This is a genomic window from Pseudomonas sp. GM102, assembly GCF_000282555.1.
Lineage (GTDB): Bacteria > Pseudomonadota > Gammaproteobacteria > Pseudomonadales > Pseudomonadaceae > Aquipseudomonas.
The window spans coordinates 48,375-73,893 of record NZ_AKJB01000100.1; the positions used below are offsets into that span (position 1 = coordinate 48,375).

General features: G+C 58.2%; 23 protein-coding genes, 4 tRNA genes and 1 pseudogene. 20 read left to right on the plus strand and 8 right to left on the minus strand.

Going from position 1 to position 25,519, the window contains the following annotated elements; all coding sequences use genetic code 11:
• Nucleotides 1–154 precede the first annotated feature (154 nt).
• The 3 genes and pseudogenes from PMI18_RS06190 (at nt 155) to PMI18_RS31980 (ending at nt 3,677) form a co-directional block, all read left to right on the plus strand.
• Nucleotides 155–1,534, plus strand: a complete 1,380-nt coding sequence (locus PMI18_RS06190) for an aminotransferase-like domain-containing protein (RefSeq protein WP_007905154.1) — start codon at nt 155–157, stop codon at nt 1,532–1,534.
• Nucleotides 1,535–2,591: 1,057 nt separating this feature from the next.
• Nucleotides 2,592–2,816, plus strand: a pseudogene (locus tag PMI18_RS31975) (HAMP domain-containing protein); the annotation flags it as partial.
• On the plus strand, nt 2,814–3,677 hold the full coding sequence (locus tag PMI18_RS31980; protein WP_443200874.1) for a methyl-accepting chemotaxis protein: 864 nt from the start codon (nt 2,814–2,816) through the stop codon (nt 3,675–3,677). The pseudogene PMI18_RS31975 and the gene PMI18_RS31980, both read left to right, overlap by 3 nt.
• Before the next feature lie 70 nt (nt 3,678–3,747).
• Here PMI18_RS31980 and PMI18_RS06180 read toward each other — a convergent pair whose 3' ends face one another.
• Entirely contained in the window at nt 3,748–4,506 is a 759-nt protein-coding gene (locus PMI18_RS06180) for a hypothetical protein (RefSeq protein ID WP_033036802.1), read from the minus strand.
• 394 nt (nt 4,507–4,900) lie between these two features.
• Here PMI18_RS06180 and PMI18_RS06175 point away from each other — a divergent pair.
• The 4 genes from PMI18_RS06175 (at nt 4,901) to PMI18_RS06160 (ending at nt 5,313) form a co-directional block, all read left to right on the plus strand.
• Nucleotides 4,901–4,976, plus strand: a tRNA-Glu gene (locus PMI18_RS06175).
• A gap of 2 nt (nt 4,977–4,978) precedes the next feature.
• Nucleotides 4,979–5,054, plus strand: a tRNA-Gly gene (locus tag PMI18_RS06170).
• A 104-nt stretch (nt 5,055–5,158) separates the two neighbouring features.
• Nucleotides 5,159–5,234: transfer RNA gene (locus tag PMI18_RS06165), tRNA-Glu, on the plus strand.
• Nucleotides 5,235–5,237: 3 nt separating this feature from the next.
• Nucleotides 5,238–5,313: transfer RNA gene (locus tag PMI18_RS06160), tRNA-Gly, on the plus strand.
• Between the two features lie 166 nt (nt 5,314–5,479).
• On the opposite strand, the gene PMI18_RS06155 is transcribed toward PMI18_RS06160, so the two are convergent.
• Nucleotides 5,480–6,346, minus strand: a complete 867-nt coding sequence (locus PMI18_RS06155) for a response regulator transcription factor (RefSeq protein WP_007905159.1) — start codon at nt 6,344–6,346, stop codon at nt 5,480–5,482.
• A 410-nt stretch (nt 6,347–6,756) separates the two neighbouring features.
• Between PMI18_RS06155 and PMI18_RS06150 the strand changes: the two genes are divergently transcribed.
• The 11 genes from PMI18_RS06150 (at nt 6,757) to PMI18_RS06100 (ending at nt 16,699) form a co-directional block, all read left to right on the plus strand.
• On the plus strand, nt 6,757–6,948 hold the full coding sequence (locus PMI18_RS06150) for a Flp family type IVb pilin (RefSeq protein WP_007905161.1): 192 nt from the start codon (nt 6,757–6,759) through the stop codon (nt 6,946–6,948).
• 29 nt (nt 6,949–6,977) lie between these two features.
• On the plus strand, nt 6,978–7,508 hold the full coding sequence (locus tag PMI18_RS06145) for an A24 family peptidase (protein WP_007905163.1): 531 nt from the start codon (nt 6,978–6,980) through the stop codon (nt 7,506–7,508).
• Nucleotides 7,509–7,510: 2 nt separating this feature from the next.
• Nucleotides 7,511–8,839 carry a hypothetical protein gene (locus PMI18_RS06140; RefSeq protein ID WP_007905165.1) on the plus strand — a complete coding sequence of 443 codons (1,329 nt, stop codon included), beginning with the start codon at nt 7,511–7,513 and terminating at the stop codon, nt 8,837–8,839.
• A gap of 15 nt (nt 8,840–8,854) precedes the next feature.
• Entirely contained in the window at nt 8,855–9,661 is an 807-nt protein-coding gene (cpaB, locus tag PMI18_RS06135) for a Flp pilus assembly protein CpaB (protein ID WP_007905166.1), read from the plus strand.
• Between the two features lie 74 nt (nt 9,662–9,735).
• The gene (locus tag PMI18_RS06130) at nt 9,736–11,079 is read left to right on the plus strand and encodes a pilus assembly protein TadG-related protein (protein WP_007905167.1); all 1,344 of its coding nucleotides are present in this window, start codon (nt 9,736–9,738) and stop codon (nt 11,077–11,079) included.
• 8 nt (nt 11,080–11,087) lie between these two features.
• Nucleotides 11,088–11,567: a TadE/TadG family type IV pilus assembly protein gene (locus PMI18_RS06125; protein WP_007905168.1), complete on the plus strand. Its 480-nt coding sequence runs from the start codon at nt 11,088–11,090 to the stop codon at nt 11,565–11,567.
• Nucleotides 11,567–12,061, plus strand: coding sequence for a TadE/TadG family type IV pilus assembly protein (locus PMI18_RS06120; protein WP_007905170.1), 495 nt, complete (start codon nt 11,567–11,569; stop codon nt 12,059–12,061). Before PMI18_RS06125 ends, PMI18_RS06120 begins: the two co-directional genes overlap by 1 nt.
• Nucleotides 12,055–13,275 carry an AAA family ATPase gene (locus PMI18_RS06115; protein ID WP_007905172.1) on the plus strand — a complete coding sequence of 407 codons (1,221 nt, stop codon included), beginning with the start codon at nt 12,055–12,057 and terminating at the stop codon, nt 13,273–13,275. Before PMI18_RS06120 ends, PMI18_RS06115 begins: the two co-directional genes overlap by 7 nt.
• A gap of 3 nt (nt 13,276–13,278) precedes the next feature.
• Nucleotides 13,279–14,721, plus strand: a complete 1,443-nt coding sequence (locus tag PMI18_RS06110) for a CpaF family protein (RefSeq protein WP_007905174.1) — start codon at nt 13,279–13,281, stop codon at nt 14,719–14,721.
• The gene (locus tag PMI18_RS06105; RefSeq protein WP_007905176.1) at nt 14,718–15,704 is read left to right on the plus strand and encodes a type II secretion system F family protein; all 987 of its coding nucleotides are present in this window, start codon (nt 14,718–14,720) and stop codon (nt 15,702–15,704) included. The genes PMI18_RS06110 and PMI18_RS06105 overlap by 4 nt, the downstream gene beginning before the upstream one ends.
• A gap of 29 nt (nt 15,705–15,733) precedes the next feature.
• Entirely contained in the window at nt 15,734–16,699 is a 966-nt protein-coding gene (locus tag PMI18_RS06100; RefSeq protein WP_007905178.1) for a type II secretion system F family protein, read from the plus strand.
• A gap of 301 nt (nt 16,700–17,000) precedes the next feature.
• Here PMI18_RS06100 and PMI18_RS06095 read toward each other — a convergent pair whose 3' ends face one another.
• From PMI18_RS06095 to PMI18_RS06070, 6 genes are all read right to left on the minus strand, one after another.
• On the minus strand, nt 17,001–17,270 hold the full coding sequence (locus PMI18_RS06095) for a DUF3613 domain-containing protein (protein ID WP_007905182.1): 270 nt from the start codon (nt 17,268–17,270) through the stop codon (nt 17,001–17,003).
• 18 nt (nt 17,271–17,288) lie between these two features.
• Complete coding sequence (locus PMI18_RS06090) at nt 17,289–17,999, minus strand: tetratricopeptide repeat protein (RefSeq protein WP_007905183.1); 711 nt, start codon at nt 17,997–17,999, stop codon at nt 17,289–17,291.
• A gap of 113 nt (nt 18,000–18,112) precedes the next feature.
• Complete coding sequence (locus tag PMI18_RS06085) at nt 18,113–19,342, minus strand: type II and III secretion system protein family protein (RefSeq protein WP_007905184.1); 1,230 nt, start codon at nt 19,340–19,342, stop codon at nt 18,113–18,115.
• Between the two features lie 756 nt (nt 19,343–20,098).
• Nucleotides 20,099–20,641, minus strand: a complete 543-nt coding sequence (locus PMI18_RS06080; protein WP_007905186.1) for a hypothetical protein — start codon at nt 20,639–20,641, stop codon at nt 20,099–20,101.
• Between the two features lie 82 nt (nt 20,642–20,723).
• Nucleotides 20,724–21,527, minus strand: coding sequence for a putative hydro-lyase (locus PMI18_RS06075; RefSeq protein ID WP_007905187.1), 804 nt, complete (start codon nt 21,525–21,527; stop codon nt 20,724–20,726).
• 91 nt (nt 21,528–21,618) lie between these two features.
• On the minus strand, nt 21,619–22,566 hold the full coding sequence (locus tag PMI18_RS06070; RefSeq protein ID WP_007905195.1) for a LysR family transcriptional regulator: 948 nt from the start codon (nt 22,564–22,566) through the stop codon (nt 21,619–21,621).
• Nucleotides 22,567–22,818: 252 nt separating this feature from the next.
• On the opposite strand from PMI18_RS06070, the gene PMI18_RS06065 reads away from it, so the two are divergent.
• Nucleotides 22,819–24,102 carry an MFS transporter gene (locus PMI18_RS06065; RefSeq protein WP_033036805.1) on the plus strand — a complete coding sequence of 428 codons (1,284 nt, stop codon included), beginning with the start codon at nt 22,819–22,821 and terminating at the stop codon, nt 24,100–24,102.
• A gap of 120 nt (nt 24,103–24,222) precedes the next feature.
• Nucleotides 24,223–25,464 (plus strand): OprD family porin, encoded by a 1,242-nt coding sequence (locus PMI18_RS06060; protein WP_007905200.1) that lies wholly within the window; start codon nt 24,223–24,225, stop codon nt 25,462–25,464.
• Nucleotides 25,465–25,519: the final 55 nt, after the last annotated feature.

The window sequence follows — 25,519 nt, forward strand, 5'->3', positions numbered from 1 at the left end:
CAGCACTACATACATCGGCGTTGATTCCGTGAAGACGCCGATCAATGTGTTTCAAATGATTAGATCTGAGGGTTTTGGCGGTGTTGTCGCACATCCCCTGGAGCGCTCCTGTGATTAACTGTTCCCCGCAAAACGGACAGGAGTTTGCTTGCTCATGGAGTTGAGAATCGATCGGGAGGCATTGGTGCCTGTCGTGCAGCAAATCGTCGACGCATTGGCCGACTGGCTCCGTCGCGGCGAGGTGACGCCGGGGGGGCGTTTGCCTTCCGTACGACAAATCGCGCGGATCAATCTGCTCAGTCAATCCAGTGTCGTCGAGGCCTGTGAACGGCTGGTGGCTCAAGGGGTACTGGAGACGCGTAACGGGGCGGGTTTCTTTGTCGCGGCAACGGTGCTGGCCGCTCAGGAGCAACGCGATCTTCCCTGGTTCGAAGGGGTTGAGGAGAAGCAAAGCGGCCATGTCGAGGAACTGAAACTGGGTTGCGGCGGCCTGCCCGAAAGCTGGCGCGAGACTGACGACCTTTGCTACGCCATACGCCAGGTCAGCCGCACCGACATGGCCGGGTTGTTCAATTACAGCACGCCACTGGGCCTGCCTGCTTTACGCCAGCAGATCCTCAAACGGTTGAAGCAGCTGAGTATCGAGGTGGATGAAAGCCGAATACTGACCACGGCGGGGGCCAGTCATGGGCTCGATCTGATTGTGCGTACTCTATTCAAACCGGGCGATTGCGTGGTGGTGGAGAGCCCCGGTTATTCGATGTTGTTCGATTTGCTCAGGCTGCACGGGGTCAGCATGATCGAGGTGCCACGAACCCCTCGCGGGCCAGATACCGAAGCACTCGAGGCATTGTTGTTGAGGTACAAACCCCGCGGCTTGTTCATCAACAGCTTTTATCACAACCCCACTGGCAGCTGTTTGACCACGGGGGTGGCTCAGCAGGTCCTGCAACTGGCCAAAAACCATGGCGCGCTGGTGATCGAAGACGACGTCTATGCTGATTTTCACAGCGGTCCCGGCACGCGCCTTGCGGCTCTCGGTATCGATGACAACGTGATCTACGTCGGCAGCTACTCCAAAACCCTCAGCAGTTCATTGCGGGTTGGCTTTGTAGTGGCCAGCGCCGATGTGATTTCGCGACTGGCGCAGGTCAAGATGATCAGCAGCATGGGGGCTTCGGGGTTTAGCGAGTCGGTGCTGGCTTGTCTGTTGGCCAGTGGTGCCTACCGCAAATTGGTGCAGCGTCAGCGCCAGCGTTTAAGCACTGGCAGGGAAGCGGCCTTGCAGGTGCTCGAAGACGCGGAGTGGGAGGTTTTCGGCAAGCCGGCGGGCGGCCTGTTCATCTGGGCGCGATCGCGCAAGTCCGACCGCGCTCAGGTGCGAACTCAGGCGCGGCGTTTTGGTGTCCTGCTGTCTTGCCCGACGGCGTTCAGTCCGAGCGGCCAAGCGGATGACTGGCAGCGCATCAATGTTGCCTATGCCTGTGATCCTCGCGCCCGGGCATTTTTTCAAGCCACCGCCAGGGTCTGTTGACGTTTGGCATCGCAACGCGGTTCGTCACCAAACGTCAACAGACCCTGGGGATCGACCTCGAGCGTTCTGAAAGCGACGCGGGCGTAGCTTTTTGCCATTATTCCGACGCCAGAGACTTGTGTTGGCACAAGCCCGTTGCGAATCTGCATCCACAGACAATGGCAGGGGACTAAGTGCAATGATTTCGGCCGTGCAAGGACGTTTTGCCAACCTCGGTATGGCGAAAAAACTGGGTGTCGGGTTTGTACTGGTACTGCTGTTGACTGCCTTGGTGGCGGCCATCGGCGTATGGTCCCTGCAAACCATCAGTCAGCGCTTCGACGGGCTCAAGCAGATGTCGTCGCTCAACAGTGGTTTGCTCAAGGTTCGCCTGCTCGAGCAGGAATACGCCTTGCACGGTAATCCGAAAACCGCGGACGCCTTGCGCGCCGGGGTAGACGCTCTGATCGCTCTGGCGACCCAGCTCAAGGCCCAGTCAGCGGCCAACGTGCCGGTCATGAATGATGTCGAGCAATCTCTGGGGGCTTATCGCAAGGCTTTTGACGAGTTCGTCTCGCTGAGTCAGGCCAAAGACCTTGCGCTGGAAATGGCCAGTTGGTCGGTATCCAGCGTGGCCAATAACCTGGACGTGCTGCAGGCCGGGCTCACCGATGATGGTGCCTATACCTTGAAGGAATCTGAGGGCAAGGACGGCGCGCAATTCATCGAGCAGGCCAATCAGGTCAGTCAGGTATCGCGGCTGATGTTGCAGGCCATGAACGAAGCGCGCGTACGCCTGGACCAGAGCCGCAAGGGCGACGACAGTGGCGGGCAGGGCAAGATCGAGCAAGCCGATCAGGCACTGACCCAAGCCGGGCAACTGAAAACCACGATCAAGGATGAGGGTTACCAGACCGTCCTCAATGAAGTGTCCGGTCACATCGCCGGTTTCAGTGAAAAACTCGCCGAGTACACCGGGTTACTGGCGCAGGAAAAGACCGTCTACGAGCAACTCCACCAGCGTGCAGCTCAAGTGGTGGAGCGGGTGGATCAGGCCTACGTTGCCGAAGACCTGTCGATGCAGGCAGAGCTGAAAAAGAACTCGCTGTTGATCATCGGCTCTTCGGCACTGGCCTTGCTGGTGGGGCTGATTGCTGCGTGGGTGATCACCCGGTTGATCGTCACGCCGCTGCGCAGTGTGATCCGTGTCGCTCAGCAGATCGCCGCGGGCGATTTGAGTGCAACGATTGAAGTGACCCGGCGTGACGAGATCGGCCAGTTGATGCAAGCCATGCAGCAAATGGGCGCTGGGCTCAGCAATATCGTCAGTGGTTTGCAGGCCGGTATCGAACAGCTGGCAAGCTCTGCTCAATCGCTGTCGGCGGTGACCGAGCAGACCAACCTTGAAGTCAGCAGCCAGAAGGAAGAAACCGAGCAGGTCGCCACCGCAATGAATCAGATGACCGCCACGGTGCACGACGTCGCACGTAACGCGGAAGAGGCCGCCCAGGCGGCACAGACTGCCGACGGTAAGGTCGAAAGCGGTCAGCAGGTGGTGCGTCAGAGCATGGCGCGGATCGAACAATTGGCGGACTCGGCCACCTCGGCCAGCTCCAGCATCGAAAGCCTCAGTGCGGAAATCCAGAACATTGGCACGGTGCTCAGCGTGATCAAAAGCGTCGCCGAGCAGACCAACCTATTGGCGCTCAATGCGGCCATCGAGGCGGCGCGGGCCGGCGAGCAGGGCAGGGGCTTTGCGGTGGTGGCCGATGAAGTTCGGGCACTGGCCAAGCGAACCCAGCAATCGACCGAGGAAATCGAACGGCTGGTCAGTGCCTTGCGCTCGGCGGCGCAGTCGTCGGTGCAGCAGATTCAGAACAGTGGCGAGTTGGTGAAGCTGGCGGTGAGCGATGCGTTGCAGACCGAGAGCGCATTGGGGAGCATTGCGGCAGCGGTGTCGTTGATTCAGCAGATGAACCAGCAGATTGCAGCGGCTGCCGAAGAGCAGAGTTCAGTGGCCGAGGAGATCAATCGCAGTGTCACCAGTATTCGCGCCAGTGCGGATCAGTCGTCGCTGGCGATGCGGGGCAATGCGGCGTCGAGTATTGAGTTGGCGCAGCTGGGGGTTGAGCTGAAGGGGATGGTGGGGCATTTCAGGTTGTAGGGGCTGCCCTTCATCAATACCAACGCAAAAAAAAGCCACCTGACCCGGTGGCTTTTCAGCATTTTCACGATCAGTCGTAGATCACTTTTTTCTTCCAGTCGGCATCAGCCTCGACGTCTTTGAGGCCTTCGGTCAATTGGTTCACCTCGCCTTCAACCGGAGCGATCTTGTCCATGACCTGGGCGTTGGCGCGGGCCAGGAGCTTCTCCAGGTATTCCAGCTGCTCTGCGTAAACCTGCGGTTCCTGTTGTTTGCGCAGGTATTGAACACCGCGTTCAAAGGCAAGGCGAGCCTGGCCGGGCTGGTTCTGTTGCAGAGAATGCTGGCCCAGGTTATTGAAGAATTCGATGTGCAGCAGGACCAGGATGTGGCGGACCTCGCGGATCCAGCGCTTGGCTTCGTTGGTCGGCAGGAAACCGTCCTGTGCCGCGCGGGTGATCTGGCCATGCAGGGCTTCGAGCAGGAAGCGCACGTCTTTGGCCTTGGCTTCGGTCTGGATCGGTGCCGGCGGGTTGTTGACCGGGATCGATTCGCCCTGGGCGACCAGGGCACTCAGCTCGGTAATCCGAGCCTTCAACGTGGCATTGGTTTTTTCCAGGTTCAGCAGGCGCTGGCAGACGTTCAGTTCCAGACGGGTCAACAGCAGCTTGAGCGCCGGTGTCATCAATTGACCGGGGAAGGTCTCGGTGATTTCGCCGCAGCGACGCAGGCGGTCGTTGAGCTCAACCTTGGTGCGGGCCTTTTCCAGCTTGTTGTTTTCCACCACATGGTTCATGTAGCCAATGGCGATCAATAGTGCGATCCCGGCTACGACTAGCAGGGTGATCATGAGTGGTGTCACCGGTAAGACCTCTTTATGGGGTTCGCGTGCGAGTCGAGTGTAGTGGCTTGGCATTTGGGCGCATAGGGCCGCTCGACGAGTTGAATCGGCTACAGCTCTGCTTATATCGGCCGTATTGCTGCATATATAAGTAAATAGCGTGCGAGGTGCACATTGCCATCATCTCGGCGCGGACTATAGCGTCTTGATGGATGCCAGAATATAGGTGCCCACGGTCAGGCGACGGAAAAGCCCGAATCGCTGCTGAAAGCAGGGCGAAGTCATTGATTTAAATAAATTTATATCTGGGGGTTGACGACCCCTCAATCCATCCATAGAATGCGCGCCACTTACAGCGTAAAGCACACAGCGAAACGCGGTAGGGAGTGAATGTTGTACGTGTGTCCCCTTCGTCTAGTGGCCTAGGACACCGCCCTTTCACGGCGGTAACAGGGGTTCGAGTCCCCTAGGGGACGCCAATGCGGGAATAGCTCAGTTGGTAGAGCACGACCTTGCCAAGGTCGGGGTCGCGAGTTCGAGTCTCGTTTCCCGCTCCAGTTTTAAACGGCTTTGCTTTCGGGCAGGGCTGAGTGAAACCAGAACCAAATCTTCGGATGCGGATCTGGGCACCGAAACACACACCATGTGTTCCGGGCAGCGTGTCCCCTTCGTCTAGTGGCCTAGGACACCGCCCTTTCACGGCGGTAACAGGGGTTCGAGTCCCCTAGGGGACGCCATTTGCGGGAATAGCTCAGTTGGTAGAGCACGACCTTGCCAAGGTCGGGGTCGCGAGTTCGAGTCTCGTTTCCCGCTCCAAATTCAAAAAAACGCCGCTCATTGAGCGGCGTTTTTTTATGCGCGTTATTTGTCATTTTCATTGATTGGAATAAAAACTTCGGGTAATCCGTAGCAGCTGCCGAGCCTCGCAGGCTCGGCAGCTGCTACAAGCAGAATGCAGTTTCTATGCGCCTAAAAAACCGTCTCAATTTCCGAGGCTTTGCACCAGGCTTTCGAGCGCTTGCGTGGTTGTATCCTCCAGCGCCGGTTGCGCTGCTACCGCTCTGAGTTGGCAGGTCAAACGGTATTCGCTGGGCGTGCAGTTGACGAACTGCTTGAAGGCGCGAGCGAAGTACGACGGATCCTTGAAGCCGGCCTCATAGCCGATGCTGGTAATAGGCATCTGGCTATTGTCGAGCAGTTGCTTGGCGAAGCTCATGCGCTTGTCCAGGATGTAATCGGTGAAGCCAACGCCATTGGCTTCCTTGAACAGGCGGCTGAAGCGAAAGGTCGTCATGCCGCAGCGCTTCGCTAAATCCCTCTGATCGATGCTGTCCCGAAAGTGCTGATCGATGTACAGCATGATGTTGCTCAGCGCCTGGTGTTTTTGGTGTCCCGCGGTCAACCGGATGCTGTCCGGCAGGGTCGGGGAGTGATCGATCAACGATGTCTGGCGCTGGCCGTTGGCATTTCGGCGCAACTCGCACAACTGCACCACGGCTGTCAGATAGCGCTTCCTCTCGGTGGCCGAGAGCGGGAGCACCATGTATTCCCAGACACTGGAGCGCATGGCCCAGACAGCCAGTTCTTCCGAGTGCTGCACGGTGAACATGGTGATCGGGATGGTAGGAGTGGTGCGTTTGATCTCCAGCAGCAGCCTCAAGCCTGGTGTGTCGGGGCGATCAAAATGGATGCAGATCATGTCTGCCTGTTCGCCGTGGGGCAACACGGCGTTTTTTGCCAATTTGCAGTCGCAGGCGCTCTCGAACTGCGCGATGAGTTCCTTGGTGGAGCGATCGTGGGTCTGATCGAACCACAGTAGCGATGGCCTTTTGGTCAAATTGGACGTCATGTCTCTACTCTGCGGTTCTTCGTGCCGTTCTCGGTGAGTAGTATTGCTAACGTGCTATCACTTTGCAGAATAAATGCTGATAAGAAAGACGGAAGTTAGTTCTATTCGCTCTATGTGTTGCCTGAAGTCGGTCTACGGCGACTGTTTGTTGGCGTGGCTTGGCAACACCCGGTACCCACCGCTTGTCGCTTGTGAATCAATGGCAATCGCCTTTGCCTGCCACCCCTCGTTTTGCCCCCTCTTAATACTTCTTCAAGGGCCAATGACCCGTATTTGGTTCACCCGCAAAAAAGTCCTAGTGATGTGCAAAATCTTCCTAACGCCCATGCCTTGCCCCTGACTAGTGTTGCATCCAGGCAGCACAGAACGTACTGCCTCCGGAAAAACAACATTCGAGTGAGGTGGGCAAAATGATCATGCAAACAATCAAGGCTTCGGTAGTGAAGTTCGCCAAAGACGAAGACGGCCTGACCATTGTGGAATACGCAGTGGCGGGTGGGCTGATTACGGTGGCTGTTGTCGCGGCGTTCACGCTCCTTGGCGGCGTGGTAGATACCAGAATCCGGGCAATTTGTAACGCCATTATTCCTGGTACTTGCTGATAACAACAACTCTGTTAGGGAGATACGCAATGTCCATGGAACAGCTGGTTGCGACCGTTTTGCTGATAGGACTGCTGGGCGTGGCGGTGGTGAGCGACTTGCGTCGCCACCGCATTCCCAACCTGCTGATCCTGGTAGGTCTGGCCTTGGGATTGGCCGGCCAGACTTATTCAGGTGGGATCAGTGGGATGGGGGACGGCCTGATGGGCCTCCTGATCGGTTTTTCGCTGTTCCTGCCCATGTATGCCCTGGGCGGCATGGCTGCCGGCGACGTCAAGCTGATGGCCATGGTTGGCAGTTTCCTACCCCCCCATTACGCCTTGTGGGCTGTGTTCTTCAGTCTGCTATGGGGAGGCTTGTGCGGTTTCCTGATCGTGCTGGTGCGCGGTCAATTATTGCAGACCCTGGGACGTTATCGGTTGATGCTTCGGGCGCGGTCTTATATGGCCCCGAGTTCGGAGGAGGTGGCCGGTAAGCCCTTTCCTTATACGGTTGCGATCCTGCTCGGGACGTTGAACAGCGTCTACTGGCAACTCGTTGCCGCTGGATTTGGAGGTTAGTCATGCACGTCATCGTCGATAGTGATGCCTACCCCAGTGATCGAGAAGCGGTGCAACGACTGGCTCCTCAGCCGTGCAATATTCGCGAAACTGGTCTGTCCGACAGTTTTCTCGGTGAGTTGGTGTGCAAGCATTTGTATGACGCCGGCGTGCTGGACATGCCGCGGCTGGTGGAGCGCCTGGCGCTGACCGGCGCTGTACTTGAAGAAGTCCTGGCGTTCTTGCGCAAGGATGGCCGTGTCGAAGTGCTCGGCCAGATGGGGCAAGCCAGTGGGCAGATGCTGCGTTATGGCCTGACCGAACGTGGTCGCAGTGCCGCCCGCGATGCCTTGTCGCGCAGTGGCTACATCGGCGCGGCACCCTTCCCGGTGAGTTCCTACCGCTCCCTGATCAAAATCCAGACCATTCACCATGGCCGCATCAACTCCAACGATATGCACAACGCCCTTGCTGGCGTGGTGCTTACCGAAGGGATGCTCGATCAGTTGGGCGTGGCGCTGAACTCCGGGCGCGCGATCATGATTTATGGCCCTGCGGGTACCGGCAAGACTTATGTCAGCAGTCGGCTGATTCGTCTGTTCGCCGAAGCCATCTGGGTGCCTCACGCCATCGTGATCAATGAGTCGGTGATCGAGATCTACGATCCGCAAGTACATCAGCGGCTCGATGAAAACGGTCAACAGAACAATCTGATGCTCAACGAAGGGATCGACCGTCGACTGCTGTGCTGCAAACGCCCGATCGTGATTACGGGCGGCGAGCTGAGCATGGAACAGCTGGACGTTCGCTATGACCCCTACACCCGTCAATACCAAGCCGCCTTGCAACTCAAGGCCAGTAATGGCCTGTTCATCATCGACGACATGGGACGCCAGCGCATGGCTCCGGCCGAGCTGTTGAATCGCTGGATCGTACCCATGGAAGAGAAGCGCGACTTCATCAACCTAGGCGGCGGTCGGCATTGTGAGCTGCCGTTCGATTTGATTCTGGTGTTTTCCACCAACCTCAATCCCCTGGAGCTGGCCGATGAGGCCTTCCTCCGCCGGATTGGCTACAAGCTGCAGTTCGGTTACCTGAAGCCTGAGGAGTACGAAAAGATCTGGCGTCAGGAAAGCGAGCGCCTGGGCATTCCTTTTGACCCGCTGCTGCTGCGTTATGTATTGCAAAGGCTTTATGCAAGTGAAGGCATGCCCTTGGTGCCTTGCCACCCCCGCGATCTCCTGAACATGGCCCTCGACCGTCAGCGTTACCTGGGCGGTTCCGGAGCCCTGTCGCCGCAGGAGCTGGAATGGGCCTGGCACAACTATTTCGTCCAGCTCGACTTTCTTTGAAGCGGAGATACTGACATGAGCTCTCGTACTGTTTCCCTGATAGGCATTTCTCTGGTCATGGGCCTTGGGGCTGCATGGATGGCCGATTCCTGGCTGAGCGCACGGCTCAATGCCAGCCCGGATGACCACCTTCGAAGCGTGGTAGTCGCCACGGTCGAGATTCCATTCGGGCAGATGGTCGAGGCTCAACAAGTCACGACCATGCGCATGCCCATAGATACGATACCGGACGATGCTTTCGACTCTACCGACAAAGCAGTAGGCAAGATCGCAACGTTCGACATCCTGAAGGGCGACATCATGCGCGGCGCGCGCCTGAGCGAGCATCTGGGGGGCAGTACCCTGGCGTCTCTGATTGCGACAGACAAACGTGCCATCTCGGTACGCGTGGACGATGTGGTCGGCGTGGGCGGATTCCTCTTGCCGGGTAACCGGGTCGATGTGCTGGCAACCAAACGCACTGATGGCAGCGGCAACAACGCCGTGTCCAAGACCATCCTCGAGAACTTGCGGGTGTTGGCGGTGGACCAGACGGCGGGTACCGACAAGACCCAACCGGTGGTGGTGCGCGCAGTAACGCTTGAGATGACGACCGCAGAGGCTGAAACCCTGGTCACCGCGCAAACGGAAGGGAAATTGCAACTGACCCTGCGCAATCCGCTGAACGCCGAGAAAAAAATCGCGACCGTTGCGCCTGCCGCACCGGTCATGGCGATGGCCGCTGCCCCAGCGCCAAAACGCGTGGTGCGCCGCGGTAATGGCGAGGGAGGCGGGTCTATCACCATTATCCGCGGGACCCAAGCCAGTGTAGTCAAGCATTGACAGAGCGGTAGGGCAGCTGGGCACCCAGGCATTGGCGGTGCCGATCCGGATCAGTTTCGGCAAATGAGGGCTTGATGATGAATCTTCGTATTCGGCAGCCGTTCACTGCGACGCCAAGGCGCCAGGAAGGATCGGTGAGCGTGTTGATGGTAATCGCGTTGGCGGCGATTTTAATGATGGCGGGTTTAACGCTCGACGTGGGCCACATGCTGTTGAACAAGACGCGCCTGCAGAACGCTGTAGACGCTGCCGCCCTGAGTGGCGCCAAAACCCTGAGCCAGGTGGAAGGTGGTAGCAACCCTGCCAGCGTAACGCGCACTGCCGCGCTCAATACGCTGGCGCAAAATGCCAATGCCATGGGTAATAGCGAATTGGCCACGGCGATGGTTGGCAACGCAGGCTTCGCGGTAGTGGAACTGGCAAGCAGCGTCTATGGCCCATTTACCTATCCGGGGCCTGCGGATGCCAAATATGTTCGGGTATCGGTACCGAACTATGGCCTGACAGGATTTTTCTGGAACTTCGTCCAGACATTCGGCACTAGCGGCTTGGGGAACAAAGCAGTGTCGGCGATCGCCACCGCAGGCCCCAGCCCTACCAGCCCCTGTGATCTCGCACCTTTGATGGTCTGTGGCGATCCGGCTCAATACGACCCGGACGCCGGTATGTTCTGGGGCTTCCAATTTGGTGATTTGCAAGTATTGAAGTCGGCTGCCGGCAATTCGTCCCCCATTGGTCCAGGCAACTTTCAGTTGCTCGATTTTGGTTCGGGCGGCAGTTCGGTCAGGACAGATATGGCCGGAGGCGGCTCGATCTGCCGCAACGTGGGGGAAAATGTCCAGACCAAACCCGGCAACACGGTGGGCCCTGCGTCTCAAGGCTTGAATACGCGCTTCGGCATCTACAACGGCCCGGTCAGTGCCTCGGCCTATCCGCCCGACCTGGTGACCACGTCCAGCAATCCCGCGATCACTTACGACGACTCAGTTTCCCCTCCACAAATGAAATACCAGGGGCAAACCGTCACCTCGAACAACGGCGATCTCACGGCGGGCGGCAACGCGATACAGGACTACAACGACTGGCGTGTGAGTGCTGCGGCCTGTGTGGCAGGGTCCGGCAGTGACTGTCAGAGCAACGGGGTGTTCGAGCGCCGGATGCTGAAAATCGTGGTGGGCAACTGCACCGGCCAACAGGGCGGTACCACCTCGATCCCTGTCCTGGGTTTTGGTTGCTATTTCGTGGTGCAGCCAATGAGTAACGGCGGCACGGAAGCGCAGATCTTCGGCCAGTTTGTGAAGGAGTGCGAAGGCGACAATGTGCCCGGTCCTAATCCGACGAACGATTCCGGCCCGCAGATCATTCAGCTCTACAAAACCTATCTCAACGGCAGCGGCACTCCGAGCACAGACTCGTAGGAGGCGTCATGAGACTTCATTCGTTTAAACATCCGCGGCGCCAGCAGGGCCTGGCCATGGTGGAATTCACCCTCGCCCTGCCGGTGCTGCTGTTGTTGCTGCTGGCTCTCGGTGAGTTCGGCCGCATGCTCTACCAGTACAACGTACTGCTGCAGGCCAGCCGTGATGCCGACCGTTTCGTCGCCAGCCAAGCCTGGAACTCGACGCTTGGTGCGGTCTCCCTGAGCAATACGCTGCAGACCCAGACGAAAAACGTCGCGGTCTATGGCGTGCCTAGCCAGACCGGAACCCCAGTGATATCCGGATTGACGGCCAACAACGTGGTCGTCGCCGCCGTGGGCACCGACCATGTGCGAGTCACCATCACTTTTACATTCTGCCCGGTGATTGGCGGTGGCAATTGCACCGGATCGCTTCCCGGGTTTTTCGGTAATCCGATTGCGCTGAGCATTCCGCTGGTCGCCACCACTGTCATGAGGGCACTGTAATGAATCGCAAACGCATGCAAGGCACCTATGTGGTGGAGTTCGCCATCATCGGCGCGCTGATATTCACGCTGTTGTTCGGCGCGTTGGAAATCGGCCGCCTGTACTTCACGATCAATGCGCTAGATGAAGTCGTGCGCCGTGGTGCGCGCCTGGCGTCGGTGTGCAATATCAGTGATCCGGTGGTGTTGCGGCGGGCTATCTTCAATGCCGCGACCGACGCCGGTGCGAGCCAGATCATCACCGATCTGGCCACCACCAACTTGACGTTGACCTATCTGGACGTAAACGGCGCTCAGGTGGGCAACCCCGCCGACACGAGTGGAGTCAACGGTTTTCGTGCCATCCGCTATGTCCAGTTGAGTCTGCAAAACTTCGTTTTCAATCTGTTTATTCCCGGGTTCGGCGTGCCCATTACCCTGCCTACATTCAGGGCAACCTTGCCACGCGAAAGCCTTGGGCGTCATTCCGATTCCGGGGAGATCACACCATGCTGAATACCAAGGAAACTCCAGTCTCCAGTTCGACTGGCAAAGCCGGGCTCCGGTTGCTGATTAGCAGCCGTGACGCCACCTCTTTGCGCGACCTACAGAGTGTCTGCCAACGCATGCCCTGCCTGGAGGTGAGCACTCGCCTGGTGAGTAACGGGCATGTCGACCCGCTCTACGGCCTGGACCGGATGCCCGATCTGTTGCTGTTGCGCGTCAGTCACCTGTGGCGTGAGGAGCTGGCGGCGCTGTTGCTGCACCCGGCCCATGAGCGTCCGCCGATGTTGGTCTGCGGTCTGCTGAGTGATCAGGAAGGCATGCGAATGGCGATGCAGGCCGGCGCCCGTGACGTACTGCCCGAGCCCATCGCCGAAACAGAACTGGTTGCCGCCTTGAATCGGCTGGTCATGGAGGTTCGGACCGGCAGTGGGGCGGAAGGGAAATTGATCGCCGTGATGAGCGCTAAGGGCGGCTCCGGCGGAACTCTGGTGGCCTGCAACCTGGCTCAGCAGCTCAGTGCCAGGGGCGGCAGTACCCTGTTGCTGGACATGGACCTGCAATTTGGCAGCGTGACGCATTATCTGGATGTGGCGCAAACGCACAGCCATCTGGAGGTGTTGCACCAGATCGACGGCATGGACAGCGTCGCGCTACGTGGTTTTTGCAGTCACTTCAGCCCCACCTTGCATGTGCTGGGTGGTCGAGCCGGTGAGCTGTGTCTGCCGCAGGATGCCCAACCCGAGCAACTTGACGCCCTGTTGAAGTTGGCCCGCGCCAGCTACGACTGGGTGGTGATTGACCTGCCGCGGCAAATCGACCACCTCACTGGCTCCGTGCTGGAACAGGTGGATCGGGTGTACGTCGTGGTGCAGCAGAGCGTCAGCCATCTGCGCGATGCCAGCTCACTGGTGCGGATTCTTCGCGATGACCTGGGTGTGCGCGGCGATCAATTGCAGATCGTGGTCAACCGCTTTGACAAGTCGGGAGCGATCAGCCTCAAAGATATCGGCGAGGCGCTGCGCTGCACCAATCTGTCGAAAATACCCAACGACTTCAACCTGGTCAGCCAGAGTCAGAACACTGGCGTGCCGTTGGGGCTGCATGCGCCGAAGGCAGCGATCACTGCTGCACTGCGCGACATGACCGAGGACCTGGTCGGTCAACAGGTGGCCGGGAACAAAGGCTTACTCAAACGCGCCTTCAACCGTTTTTTCGGGGGATGACCCATGATCAGCGACTTTCGTAACCGCTTGCGCAAACAGTCCGGTAAACCCGCCGCTTCGTCGGCTACTCAGCTGGGCGACGACCTGCTGGACCCAGCAGAGGAAATAATGGCGTGGGAACGTGCGGCGCCGGACGTTCTTTACGAAACCAGAAGCCAGGTCACCCCGGTTGAGGCCGAGTGGCGGGAAAAGATCTACCAGCAGTTGCTCAAGGTCATGGACCTGTCCTTGCTGGACTCCCTTGAACAGGCCGAAGCCACGCGGCAGATTCGCGACATTTGCCAGCGCCTGCTCGATGAGCATTCGGCGCCGGTAAGTACCACCAGCCGCCAGTTGATCATCAAGCAGATCACCGATGAGGTGCTTGGCCTGGGTCCCCTGGAACCGTTGCTGGCCGATCACAGCGTGTCCGACATTCTGGTCAACGGCTTTGCCTCGGTCTATGTCGAGCGTTTTGGCAAACTGCAAAGGACCGATGTGCGCTTTCGCGATGATCAGCATTTGCTGAACATCATCGACCGCATTGTGTCCAGCCTCGGTCGGCGTATCGACGAATCCTCGCCATTGGTGGATGCCCGACTCAAGGACGGTTCGCGGGTTAACGCGATTATTCCGCCGCTGGCCATCGACGGCCCGAGCATGTCGATTCGCCGCTTTGCGGTGGACCTGCTCAATACCGACAGCCTGATCTCGGTGGGTACGTTGACCCCGGCCATTGCCCTGCTGCTCAAGGCGATTGTCCGCGGGCGCTTGAACGTGCTGATTTCCGGCGGTACCGGCAGCGGCAAGACCACCATGCTCAATGTGTTGTCCAGTTTCATTCCGCAGAACGAGCGGATCGTCACCATTGAAGACTCGGCCGAACTGCAACTGCAGCAGCCCCATGTGGTGCGCCTGGAAACCCGCCCTTGCAACATTGAGGGACGAGGCGAGGTGAGTCAGCGCGAGTTGGTGCGCAACAGTTTGCGGATGCGTCCGGACCGCATTGTGATCGGCGAAGTGCGCGGCGCTGAAGCGCTGGACATGCTGACCGCCATGAACACCGGCCATGACGGCTCCTTGACCACTATCCACGCCAACACCGCGCGCGATGCGCTGGGGCGAATCGAGAACATGGTGTCGATGACCGGGGCGACCTTCCCGATCAAGGCCATGCGGCAGCAGATCGCTTCGGCCATCGATGTGGTGATCCAGCTGGAACGTCAGGAGGACGGCAAGCGCCGATTGGTCAGCGTGCAGGAGATCAACGGCATGGAAGGCGAGATCATCACCATGACCGAAATTTTCTCCTTTGCGCGTCAAGGCATGGGCGAAAACGGCGAGGTGCTCGGTGATTATCGCCCCAGCGGCATGATCCCGGCCTTCCGCGATGTGCTGGCCAAGCGCGGTATCGAGTTGCCGCTCACGATGTTCAGGCCTGAGTGGATGGAGGCACGGCAGTCATGAACAATATTCCTGGTGAATTCATTCTGATGTTCCTTGGCATGGTGTTTATCGCCGTGTTCCTTCTGTCCCAGGGCGTGGTAGTGCCGGTGTTCGGCGAGGCCGGCAAGATGCGCAAGCGCATCCGCGGCCGCTTGCATGTGCTGGAGAAAGCCAACAATCTGCCCAACATGCAGACGGTGTTGCGGCAGAAATACCTGACGCGCTTGTCGCCACTGGAAGCCATGCTCGAGCAGTTGCCCTTCATGGCGAACCTGACACAGGTGATTGAGCAGGCCGGACACGAATATCGGGCCTATCGGGTGTTATTGCTCGGGCTGTTCCTGGGGGCCTGCGCGGGTGTCTCGATCTGGATGATCTCGTCAATCTGGTGGATGGCGCTGCTGGCGGGTTTCGGGGTGTTCTGGTTACCCCTGCTGAAAGTTTTTCGTGACCGTGGCAAACGTTTCGCTGAGTTTGAGGAAGGCCTGCCGGATGCGCTGGATGCCATGTGCCGTGCCCTGCGTGCCGGACACCCGTTCAACGAAACCCTGCGCCTGGTCGCTGAGGAGCACAAGGGGCCAGTCGCCCATGAGTTCGGGCTGACCTTCGCCGATATCAACTATGGCAACGACGTACGCCGGGCCATGCTAGGCCTGCTGGAGCGCATGCCAAGCATGACGGTGATGATGCTGGTGACCTCGATCCTCATCCATCGTGAGACCGGCGGCAATCTGACTGAGGTGCTGGAGCGTCTGAGCCGGTTGATCCGCGGGCGCTTTCGCTTCCAGCGCAAGGTCAAGACCCTGTCAGCCGAAGGGCGGATGTCGGCCTGGATACTGGTGGCCATTCCCTTCGTGCTGGCGGCGGTGATCGTGTTCACCAGCCCTACCTACTTGCCGCTGCTGCTCAATGATCCGATCGGTCATAAGCTGATCTTCATCGCTTTTGGTTGCATGTTGATCGGGATTTTCTGGATTCGCAAAATCATCCGGATTCAGGTTTAAGGGTTATTCGCCATGTGGAGGTACAGGTCATGGATTTTTTACTCGGGTTGTTCAGTCGAGTAACAGGCAATGAGGAGATGGCACGCCTGTTGTTTATCGGTGCGATGAGTCTGAGCGCAGTGCTCGCGATCACCACCGTGATGCTCCTGCTTTTGGGGCTGCAGGACCCTGTGCGGCGTCGTCTGGCGCTGATCAAACGCGGTCATTCGGGGAGTTCAGTCGGGCAGGATGCACCGGGAAATCTACAGTTATTGCTGGAGCGGGTCGGTCAACGCTTTGCCTCGACTGATGCGGGTCAGACGTCCGCTACACAAACCCTGTTGACGCACGCCGGTTACCGCTCATCGTCGGCAATCCAGATGTACTGGGCAGTGCGCCTGTTGTTGCCACTGATATTGGTTGGCCTTACGCTGTTGGCGTTGCCACTGATCCCCAAGCTTTCTTTGATTGCGGGGTTGTCGCTGGTGTTAATGGCAGCTGCTATCGGCTGGCTGGCCCCCGCGCTGTATGTCACAAAGCGTAAGCAAGCCAGGCAGGGCAGGCTGCGTGCCGCCTTTCCGGATGCCCTGGACCTGATGGTGGTTTGCGTGGAGTCGGGCCTGGCCTTGCCCCTGACGATCGAACGGGTGGCTGAAGAGATGTCGGTCAGTCAGGTTGAGTTGGCTGAAGAACTGGCGCTGGTCAATGCGCAAATCCGCGCGGGCATTTCCAGTACCGAGGCGCTCAAGCAACTGGCTGTGCGCACCGGCCTGGAGGACGTACAAGGGTTGGTCAGCCTGCTGGCGCAGAGTATCCGCTTCGGTACCAGCGTGGCCGACACCCTGCGTATCTATGCCGATGAATTCCGTGATCGGCGTACACAGGCGGCCGAAGAAGCGGGGGCGAAAATCGGCACCAAGCTGGTATTCCCTTTGATTTTCTGCCTGTGGCCGAGCTTCTTTCTGATAGCCATTGGCCCCGCCATGATCGGGGTACTCAAGACATTCGGGAAGTAATGAGGTCCTTGCTGTCGAACAGGATGGTCTTGCCAACCGAGCTTGATCTGCACCTTCCTGCCATAGGTTTACACATCCTCTACAGGAGCTGACGCAGGCTGCGACTTTTGATTTTTCTGGCAGGCAATTCGTTGCCCAGGCCTCAGAATCAAAAGATCGCAGCCTTCGGCAGCTCCAGGGTAATCCGGCCAGGTTTGGATAATTCGTAGATGCCATTGCTTTCCTGCACACGACGTCTAGCCCGGCTTTGCAGCCAGGCCACTCTGAACGACGCCAGAGGCTGATCAATCCTTGACGTGCCTCAGTTGCTGATGGTCATTTTCCCCGCTGCATCCTGGTCAAAAAACTCCGGAATCGGGTAGTTGAAGCTGTTCAGCCAACGCTGCATGGCCAGGTCACGTTCGGTGGCCGAAGCGGTTTGCAGTTTAGGCGAGGCCACTACGCCGCGACTCTGTAGCACCAACCACTGTTCGGTGCCTTTTTGTTCCTTCGAAGAGGGGCCCGGTTCAATAGCCCAGGCACTGGTGGACAGGCAAGCCATGCACACGATCAACAGCCTCTTGGTATTCATCTCGACTCCTCGTACGTTTTACTTGGTCGCACTGGATGAGGCAGCGGCTACCTCAGTTCTGCGATTCCCCTCGGAAGCCACCGCCTTTTTAGCAGAAGCCTTGAGTTTTTCCGCGCGGGTTTGAGCCTCTGCGACTTGCTGAGGGTTTAAGCTGGCGCGGGTCACGAGTTCGGAAGCTGCCTTCCAGTTATCCTGATAGATCAGCAGCGTCACCATATTGAGTGCCGCCAGTGAATTGGACTGTTTGAGCTCCATGGCGGTCATGAACTCAAAGCGTGCTTCAGGGATCCGTCGCTGATTGAGGTAGACCACCCCCAGGTCATTGCGCATCCTGTCGTCGGTGGGGGCCATCTTCACCGCACGCTCAAGGTGAGTGGTAGCGTTGGCGTAATCATTTTTGGCCGCGGCCAACTGGCCCAAGCCATGTTCCCCGTCGGCGGCCAGACAGGTGCCGAGCAAGCTTTGATACAACGGCCCCGCCTCGTTACGCCCCATCAAGCGCAGCACCCGAGCCTTGCGCAGGCGAACCTGAACCAGGTTGTCGGGCAAACCTTCAAGATTCGCCAGGCTGGCATACAAACGGCCTTCGCTGACCATGTTGTCGGCCAGGCTCAGGGCCAACTCTTGATCCGAACCGGGCTTGGCACATTCAGGCGGTCGCGAAGGCAGGCCATTGCTGGCACAACCTGCGAGCATTAATGTCGCCGCTATTGCAATGACTGCTTTCATCGAGTGTCCTCTGGCTACAACACGTTGAACGCCAGGCCAATGGCAATAAAGCTGGCTCGGCAAGCGCTCAAGGTCACCGTTACGAGTGAGGGCGAGGCAAGTCTGATTCAGGCTCATTGTGAGAGCCCGGAGCGACTGTCGAAATCGCCATTTTCGAGGAAGAACATACGATAGAAGTTCGGGTCGTAGTTGCGCAGTTGTTCGCCAGGCAATGACGGTAGTTGTGCATTGGCAGCCAGTGGCTGGACCAGATGCGGGGTAACGATCATCAGCAGTTCGCGCTCTTCACGGTTGATGGTGTTGTCGCGGAAGAATGCCCCCAGAATCGGGATATCGCCCAGCCCCGGAAACTTGTTCACCTGGGAGTTGTTGCGGGTGCTGATCAAGCCGCTGATGACGAAGCTTTCGCCGTCGGCCAGGGAGATGCTGGTGTCGGTACGTCGAATGGTCAGCGCCGGAACGATGGTGCCGGCGATGCTCACGGCGTTGGTGAAGTCCAGTTCACTGACTTCCGGCGCCACCTTCAGCGCAATACGGTTTTTCCCGATGATGGTTGGCGTCAGGGTCAGGCGGATACCGAATTCCTTGTACTCGATGGACACGTTATCGCTGCCGGAACTGGGTACTGGAATCGGCACTTCACCACCGGCCAGGAAGCTCGCACTCTGCCCGCTGAGCGCTACCAGGCTTGGCCGTGCCAGGGTGTAGGCGAAACCGCTGCCTTCCAGTGCGTTGATCGACACTAGAGTATCGCTGGACGCAAAAGCGAAGTTGAACATGCCGTTGTTCACCGGCACCGACGGCGTGACAATGCCGCCGATGGTGGGCAAGGTTCTCGGTGATCCGAACAGGAAGTTGCCTTGGCGGCCAAAAATCGAGGCATTGGCTTCCTTGAGTTTGGTCCGGCTGACTTCAACGAAGCGGATGTCAGTTTGCACCTGGATCGGCAACAGCGGATCTTCGGAAGGCACTGTCGAGACGCTGGTGAGCGCCGCGGTGGCCTTGCCCTTGACGAACACCATGCTTTGGCGCGGCGTTGCCGAACAGGCGGTCCAGACCATCAGGCTGGTGGTCCCCGGCGCCATACCGGTGAGCAAGAAAGCATTGGGGTTGTTGCCGCTGGGTTGCACGTCGGCGATTTTCGGATCGCCGACTGCCAGCTGTGTCACCGGGACGGGGACGCGCAGTTCATTCTGAAGCCCCTGACCGACCTCAAACGTTGTCGGCATATTATCCAGTTGCGAACAATTGGCCGGCGCGGCCTGAGCCGCATTCACGCTGAGGCCCGTCCAGAACAGACCATGGATAATTCGCTTGAAAGCGGGCACGGTACGATAGCTCATTAAGTGCATCCTCGCTGAATAGGCCATCTTTGAGGCAAAACCAGGTTGCCTCGGATCACTACAAGGGGCCTTGGTCGGCCCTCTACCCCGCCAGACCCCTGACTAATGGCCCCGGCAATATTCCGTGGTGCTACATGCAAGCAACTGCAATACGCTGTTCTGACTGAACGGCGAGCGACCTTCGCTATAACGGTTTTTAGTGATCCAGATGCCTGGGCTGTCAACCCGAACGATATACGCAGGCTCGACAGCAGCAGCTAAAGACGGCACTTTGCGCTGACCTGACTCCCCTAAAAAGCAACCGGCAATTAACGCACTGAGCCGGAAAACGCTTGTCAGGATCATAGTGAGGTAACTCCTTTTGCCAATCCGCTATCTGATCGCTGAACCTAACGTGGCATTTCGAACCGTTATGTCTTCTTCTTGTTTGAAAGGTAGTTCAACCAAGGCAAAGCGCCATGCTTTGAACGAAAACTTTCGATACAGATACTGGTTTTTTTCTGAAAGCCACGGTCAGGCCACGCAATCATTGGAAATGCGGCGGATGCTGATGAAATAAGGGGTGCTCCACGGTCCCGCGAGTTTTTCTTTGGGTTTTGCGCTGCATATTTCACAAAAACACCACTCATTGAGTGGCGTTTATCAGGCGTGCCGGTTTGTACTTTTCGAATGCTGACCAATCGTAACAATGGCATCTGGCGGGATATGACAAGGAAGCTGAATACGACAGATTGTGTAGTTCTACACCTGCGAAGTTCAGGTTGGAGTATTGGCCGTAAGGTACTGGATCACCTCTTCAAGCGTGTCTATGTCAGGAGCATCGTTCACTAACGCTTGCGAACTGCACCATGGGTAATCCAGATGCGATACCCACTCCATGATGCAGTGCAGATCAGTCGCTGGCAGGGTTTTCATGTGCTCAATGGTGATAGTGAGCCTCTCGACAAGCCCCGATTCGGGGCTGAACTGCCACTCATACAGACCGCAACCGACTCGGACTTCGCCGCCGCTCTTGTCGGACATGCCGACCAGCCATTTGCACTGGAATGTTTCGGCCTGCGGTTCAGGTGGGAGTCCCAGGCAGAAGGTATAGACGTTTTCGAAAGTCTGGCCAAATCGCCTGACGAGCACATCGCCGATAGATCCGAGGCCTTCAACGTGGGGTGGAAACGAGATAGATCCGGTGTGCACGACCATGTCCAGTATCGCGTCTGGCGCAAAGGCCTGGCGCAACAAATGTGGGCGATTACTGTCCTTGGCTTTTATGTACTGTTGAATGGATAGTTGAGCAGTGTTCATTGTTTGTCCGTCGCATCCCTATCAAGTTGAGAACATCCTTATCCGGGGCTCACGTTACTCTTCCACGCGAGCCCACCCTCATTTACAAAGCGCTATTCCACACATCCGTTACCAGCATGCAGCCGGGAGCATGGGTGATGCACAGCGGTGGACGTGAAGTTTGCACCACCGATTGCGGGGTCACACCGCAGGCCCAGAACACCGGGATTTCGTCGGCTTCGACTGGCACGGCATCGCCGTAGTCCGGGCTGCTTAGTGAATCGATGCCGATCAGCGCCGGATCGCCGATGTGCACGGGCGCGCCGTGGACGTTGGGCATGCGTGCGGTGATCTGGATCGCCTGGATCGCCGCGGCGGCCTTCATCGGGCGCATGCTCACCACCAGCTTGCCGCTCAGGCGAGCGGTAGGGCGAGTGTCTATGTTCGTCCGGTACATGGCAACATTGCGCCCCAGATCGATGTGCCTGAGGGCGATGCCGGCATCCAGCAGCGGTTGTTCGAAGGAGAACGAGCAACCGATGGCGAAGGCCACCAGATCGTCCTGCCACAAATGCTCGATATCCGCCGGCTCTTCGCTCAGTTCGCCATGGCGATAGACCCGGTATCGGGACACCTCGTGACGGATATCTATGGCTGCGCCGAGATTGCGAAAATACGGATCACCGGGATCGGTAACGTCGAGCACCGGGCAAGCCTGCCGATTGAGCGTGCAATACCGGAGAAACTCGTTAGCCCAATCATTGGGCAGAATCACGATATTGGCTTGCACCCGACCTTGGGCCACGCCGCTGGTGTGGCCCTGATATTGTCCGGCAGCGATGGATTGGCGCAGGGCCAGTGGAGCGCTGTGCCTCAGTTGTTCAAAAGACAGGGTGGGTTGGCTCATCACGGCATCTCTTCAGGTTCGATGAGCCTTTTTAGAAAACCATGACGATGCCGTCCAACCAGGAATGTTGTTACCCCCCGACAACTAAAAGTTATTCAAGGGACCGTCGGCTATTGAGACCGGGTGCCGGAACCATTCGAAGCGGGCCGACATCCGCAGCGTATTGGGAGACTACCTGGCGGCTCATGTCGACGATGCTCTCGATCAACTCCAGGCCGACGCCGGCGCGCCACGAAGCCACGACATCCAGTTGCGGCAAGCGAGTGCCCGGTTCCAGTTGAATCAACTCGCCGCTGGCCAAGGGCTTGGCCACTAGCGCGGCCGGCAAGGCGCCAATACCGAAGCCGTCACGAATCAGTCGGGTCATGGCCGACACCGAGTTGACGCAACTGACGCGTGGCGTACTGATGCCGTGGGCGTGCAGCAGGTTGAGTACATCCTGATGCGGCCGGGAGTTTTTGACGAAGGTGATGATGCGCTCGCTGGCCATTTCAGCCAGTGAGGCATAGGGGCGGGCATAGATTGAATTGCTGGCGGCGATCCAGTGCATGGGGTAGTGCGCCAGTTCAAGGTTGCGCACACTTTCGTGGCGGATCAGGTCCGTCTGGAACACGATGTCCAGATAGCCCTTTTGCAGCTGCTCGCACAGATTGCGTGCGGCGTCGGCCGTGATCTCGATTTCCACGGCGGGGAAGGTCTGCATCAAGGTCGACATCAACGGGCTGAGCCAGGTGTGGATCACCGTATCCATCACACCGATACGCACCAGGCCCTGTTGCGGGTTGGTGTTATCCAGTGAGTGTTTCAACGCTCGCTGAACCTCGAGCATCTGCTCGGCGTAGTCGAGCACCTTGAGACCTTCGAGCGTCAGCGACACACCGCGCGAATCGCGCACGAACAACCGCAGGCCCAACTCTTCTTCCAGCGAGGCAATCCGGCTGGAGATAGCGGCCTGAGTGCTGAACATTTTCTCGGCGGTGAGGCTGAAGCTTTGCAGGCGGGCGACCCAGACAAAGGTTTCGAGGAATTTGAGGTTCATGGCGGTTTTCCCACAGGGATAAGTGTTCGACGCATTGCAATTGTTACTCCAGAGTTCGTCGCCGGGGGTATCAAATTTTCTTATGCGTAGCCTCGTACTTTTCCCGTTTGACGCTGCTTGGCATCGGCACGAAGAATCTGCTCCACGACGCAGGTCACTGCGTCCGTTCCCCACGACAACGCCTTCACAAAAAATAATGAGGCGTGTCCGTCATCTTCGCTTGCTGCCGCAGGAACTCCCATGGAAAAGACCATGACTGATCACGTGCTTTCAGGTTCGGGCCGCACCGGCCCGTTCAGTTGGTACGGCCCCCTGTCGAAAAATGAAAAGCGTACCTTCTGGAGTTGCAAGATCGGCTATGCCCTGGATGGCATGGACACACAGATGCTCAGTTTCGTCATTCCGACCCTGATCGCCACCTGGGGCATCTCCAAGGGCGATGCCGGGATGATTGGCACTTGTACGCTGCTGGCCTCGGCGGCGGGTGGCTGGATCGCCGGAATACTGTCCGACCGCATCGGTCGAGTGCTCACCTTGCAATTGACGGTGCTGTGGTTCGCCTTCTTCACCTTCCTTTGCGGACTGGCACAGAACTACGAGCAACTGCTGGTGGCCCGGACTTTGATGGGCTTTGGTTTCGGCGGTGAATGGACAGCGGGTGCAGTGCTGATTGGCGAGGTGATTCGCTCCAGGGATCGCGGCAAGGCAGTGGGCATGGTGCAGGCCGGATGGGCGCTGGGGTGGGGGCTTACGGCATTGCTTTACGCCGGATTATTCAGCTTTCTGCCACCGGAAGAGGCCTGGCGGGCGTTGTTCATGATCGGATTGGTGCCAGCGCTATTCGTATTGGTAATCCGCCGACTGGTCAAGGAGTCGGACACTTTCGAGCGGGCCTGTATTGAGCGCAAGGCCAAACCTGAAAAAGATTCGCGTTGGGCCTTCTTCGAAATTTTCGCGCCTCGGATGCTCAGTACCACCTTGCGCGCTTCGTTGCTGACCACTGGTGCGCTGGGCGGTTATTACGCGATCACCACGTGGTTGCCGACCTACCTGAAAACCGAGCGCGGCCTGAGCGTGCTCGGCACTGGCGGCTATCTGGCGATGGTGATCGTCGGCTCCTACATCGGCTATGTGACCAGTGCGTTGCTGACCGATGCCATTGGCCGGAAGAAGAACTTCATCCTGTTTGCGGTCGGCTCCATGGCGATCGTTCTGGCCTACACCCAACTGCCCATCGACAACACCTGGATGCTCTGGTTGGGTTTTCCGTTGGGGTTTTTCGCCTCGGGCATTTTTGCTGGCATGGGCGCTTTTCTGACCGAGTTGTTTCCGACCCGCATGCGCGGTTCAGGCCAGGGCTTTTGCTATAACGCCGGGCGTTCCATTGCGGCGCTGTTTCCGTTGTTCATCGGTGCACTGAGCGAAACATTGCCGATTGGGACGGGGATCGGAATCTTCGCTGCCGGTGCCTACGGCGTGGTGATTCTGGCCGCGTTAAGCCTGCCGGAAACCCGCGGTCGCCAACTCGAATCCTGAACCCCGACACGTCTGGGCCTTTGTGCCCAGACGTCGCTGACCCACTGCTAATCGACACACATCGGTCGCGATCGCAACGCCCCCGAGAGGGCTCGCTCGCGTCCGTAACAGGAGCACGGCATGAACTATTCGCTTTCCACCCAACGCTTGTACATCCCGATCGGCACATTGCTCGGTTTGAGTGTGCTCGGCGCTCCGCCCGCTCAGGCGGATTTCATTGCCGACAGTAAAGGCAGCCTGGAAGCACGCAACTTTTACTTCAATCGCGATTTCCGCCAGGACGGCTCGCGAGACAAAGCCGAGGAATGGGCACAGGGTTTTCTGTTACGAATGGAGTCCGGGTATACCGCTGGCACGCTGGGGTTTGGTCTGGATGCGCTGGGCATGGCCGGTTTCAAACTGGACTCCGGCGGCGGCACGGCGGGCACCAATCTGTTGCCGCCGGATTCGTCGGGCGGCTCGCAGGATCGCTATGGCGAGTTGGGCCTGACCGCCAAAGTGCGTTTGTCCAAGAGCACCCTGAAGCTGGGGACGTTGCAGATCAAGGATCCGGTGGTGAACTCCAACGACACTCGCCTGTTGCCGTCAACTTTCAAGGGCGGCCTGGTCAATGTGCAGGAAATCGACCGTTTGAAGCTCACGGCAGGTCAATTCACGCAGATCAATTTTGTCGATTCCACTGACTACCAGGACATGACCGCCAATCGCATCGGCGGGCAAAGCGACAAGTTCCAGTTTGCCGGGGCTGACTATCAATTCCTGCCGAACCTGACAGCGCAGTACCGCTACGGCAAGCTGGAAAATATCTACCAGCAAAACTACCTCGGATTGGTCCACCTGTTGGATCTGGGGGACGGCCAGTCGCTCAAGAGCGACGTGCGCTATGCGCGCAGCATCGAAGATGGCAACTTCCGTGACCTCGATAACCAGGCTTTCGGTGCGATGTTTACGTACAGCCTCGGCGGCCACGCATTGGGCTTCGGCTACCAGCGCATGAGCGGCGATGATCCGTTTCCGTACATCGGACGCAGCGATCCGTACCTGGTCAACTTCGTGCAGATCAATGACTTCGCCAACGTTGACGAACACTCCTGGCAAACGCGCTATGACTATAACTTCGCCGCATTGGGTGTACCGGGGTTGAGCTTTATGACCCGCTACATCTCGGGCGATAACGTGCAGCGCAGTGCTGCGGGTGAAGGCAAGGAGTGGGAACGCGACACCGATATCGCTTACGTGGTGCAGGACGGTACGTTGAAAGGCTTGGGCTTTAAATGGCGCAACGCCTCGGTGCGTTCGAACTTTGGCAATGATCTGGATGAGAATCGCTTGATCGTCAGCTATACCCTGGCGCTTTGGTAAGTGTCTGGGCTATCAAGCAAGCAATGAATCGACGGTCCGCCAGTCAGACTGGCGG

Bases quoted from the DNA above. Each gene is read 5' to 3' on its own strand.
- PMI18_RS06190 (WP_007905154.1), top strand. From the start codon at position 155: ATGGAGTTGAGAATCGATCGGGAGGCATTGGTGCCTGTCGTGCAGCAA.
- PMI18_RS31980 (WP_443200874.1), top strand. From the start codon at position 2,814: ATGGGCGCTGGGCTCAGCAATATCGTCAGTGGTTTGCAGGCCGGTATC.
- PMI18_RS06180 (WP_033036802.1), bottom strand. From the start codon at position 4,506: ATGATCACCCTGCTAGTCGTAGCCGGGATCGCACTATTGATCGCCATT.
- PMI18_RS06155 (WP_007905159.1), bottom strand. From the start codon at position 6,346: ATGACGTCCAATTTGACCAAAAGGCCATCGCTACTGTGGTTCGATCAG.
- PMI18_RS06150 (WP_007905161.1), top strand. From the start codon at position 6,757: ATGATCATGCAAACAATCAAGGCTTCGGTAGTGAAGTTCGCCAAAGAC.
- PMI18_RS06145 (WP_007905163.1), top strand. From the start codon at position 6,978: ATGTCCATGGAACAGCTGGTTGCGACCGTTTTGCTGATAGGACTGCTG.
- PMI18_RS06140 (WP_007905165.1), top strand. From the start codon at position 7,511: ATGCACGTCATCGTCGATAGTGATGCCTACCCCAGTGATCGAGAAGCG.
- cpaB (WP_007905166.1), top strand. From the start codon at position 8,855: ATGAGCTCTCGTACTGTTTCCCTGATAGGCATTTCTCTGGTCATGGGC.
- PMI18_RS06130 (WP_007905167.1), top strand. From the start codon at position 9,736: ATGATGAATCTTCGTATTCGGCAGCCGTTCACTGCGACGCCAAGGCGC.
- PMI18_RS06125 (WP_007905168.1), top strand. From the start codon at position 11,088: ATGAGACTTCATTCGTTTAAACATCCGCGGCGCCAGCAGGGCCTGGCC.
- PMI18_RS06120 (WP_007905170.1), top strand. From the start codon at position 11,567: ATGAATCGCAAACGCATGCAAGGCACCTATGTGGTGGAGTTCGCCATC.
- PMI18_RS06115 (WP_007905172.1), top strand. From the start codon at position 12,055: ATGCTGAATACCAAGGAAACTCCAGTCTCCAGTTCGACTGGCAAAGCC.
- PMI18_RS06110 (WP_007905174.1), top strand. From the start codon at position 13,279: ATGATCAGCGACTTTCGTAACCGCTTGCGCAAACAGTCCGGTAAACCC.
- PMI18_RS06105 (WP_007905176.1), top strand. From the start codon at position 14,718: ATGAACAATATTCCTGGTGAATTCATTCTGATGTTCCTTGGCATGGTG.
- PMI18_RS06100 (WP_007905178.1), top strand. From the start codon at position 15,734: ATGGATTTTTTACTCGGGTTGTTCAGTCGAGTAACAGGCAATGAGGAG.
- PMI18_RS06095 (WP_007905182.1), bottom strand. From the start codon at position 17,270: ATGAATACCAAGAGGCTGTTGATCGTGTGCATGGCTTGCCTGTCCACC.
- PMI18_RS06090 (WP_007905183.1), bottom strand. From the start codon at position 17,999: ATGAAAGCAGTCATTGCAATAGCGGCGACATTAATGCTCGCAGGTTGT.
- PMI18_RS06085 (WP_007905184.1), bottom strand. From the start codon at position 19,342: ATGAGCTATCGTACCGTGCCCGCTTTCAAGCGAATTATCCATGGTCTG.
- PMI18_RS06080 (WP_007905186.1), bottom strand. From the start codon at position 20,641: ATGAACACTGCTCAACTATCCATTCAACAGTACATAAAAGCCAAGGAC.
- PMI18_RS06075 (WP_007905187.1), bottom strand. From the start codon at position 21,527: ATGAGCCAACCCACCCTGTCTTTTGAACAACTGAGGCACAGCGCTCCA.
- PMI18_RS06070 (WP_007905195.1), bottom strand. From the start codon at position 22,566: ATGAACCTCAAATTCCTCGAAACCTTTGTCTGGGTCGCCCGCCTGCAA.
- PMI18_RS06065 (WP_033036805.1), top strand. From the start codon at position 22,819: ATGACTGATCACGTGCTTTCAGGTTCGGGCCGCACCGGCCCGTTCAGT.
- PMI18_RS06060 (WP_007905200.1), top strand. From the start codon at position 24,223: ATGAACTATTCGCTTTCCACCCAACGCTTGTACATCCCGATCGGCACA.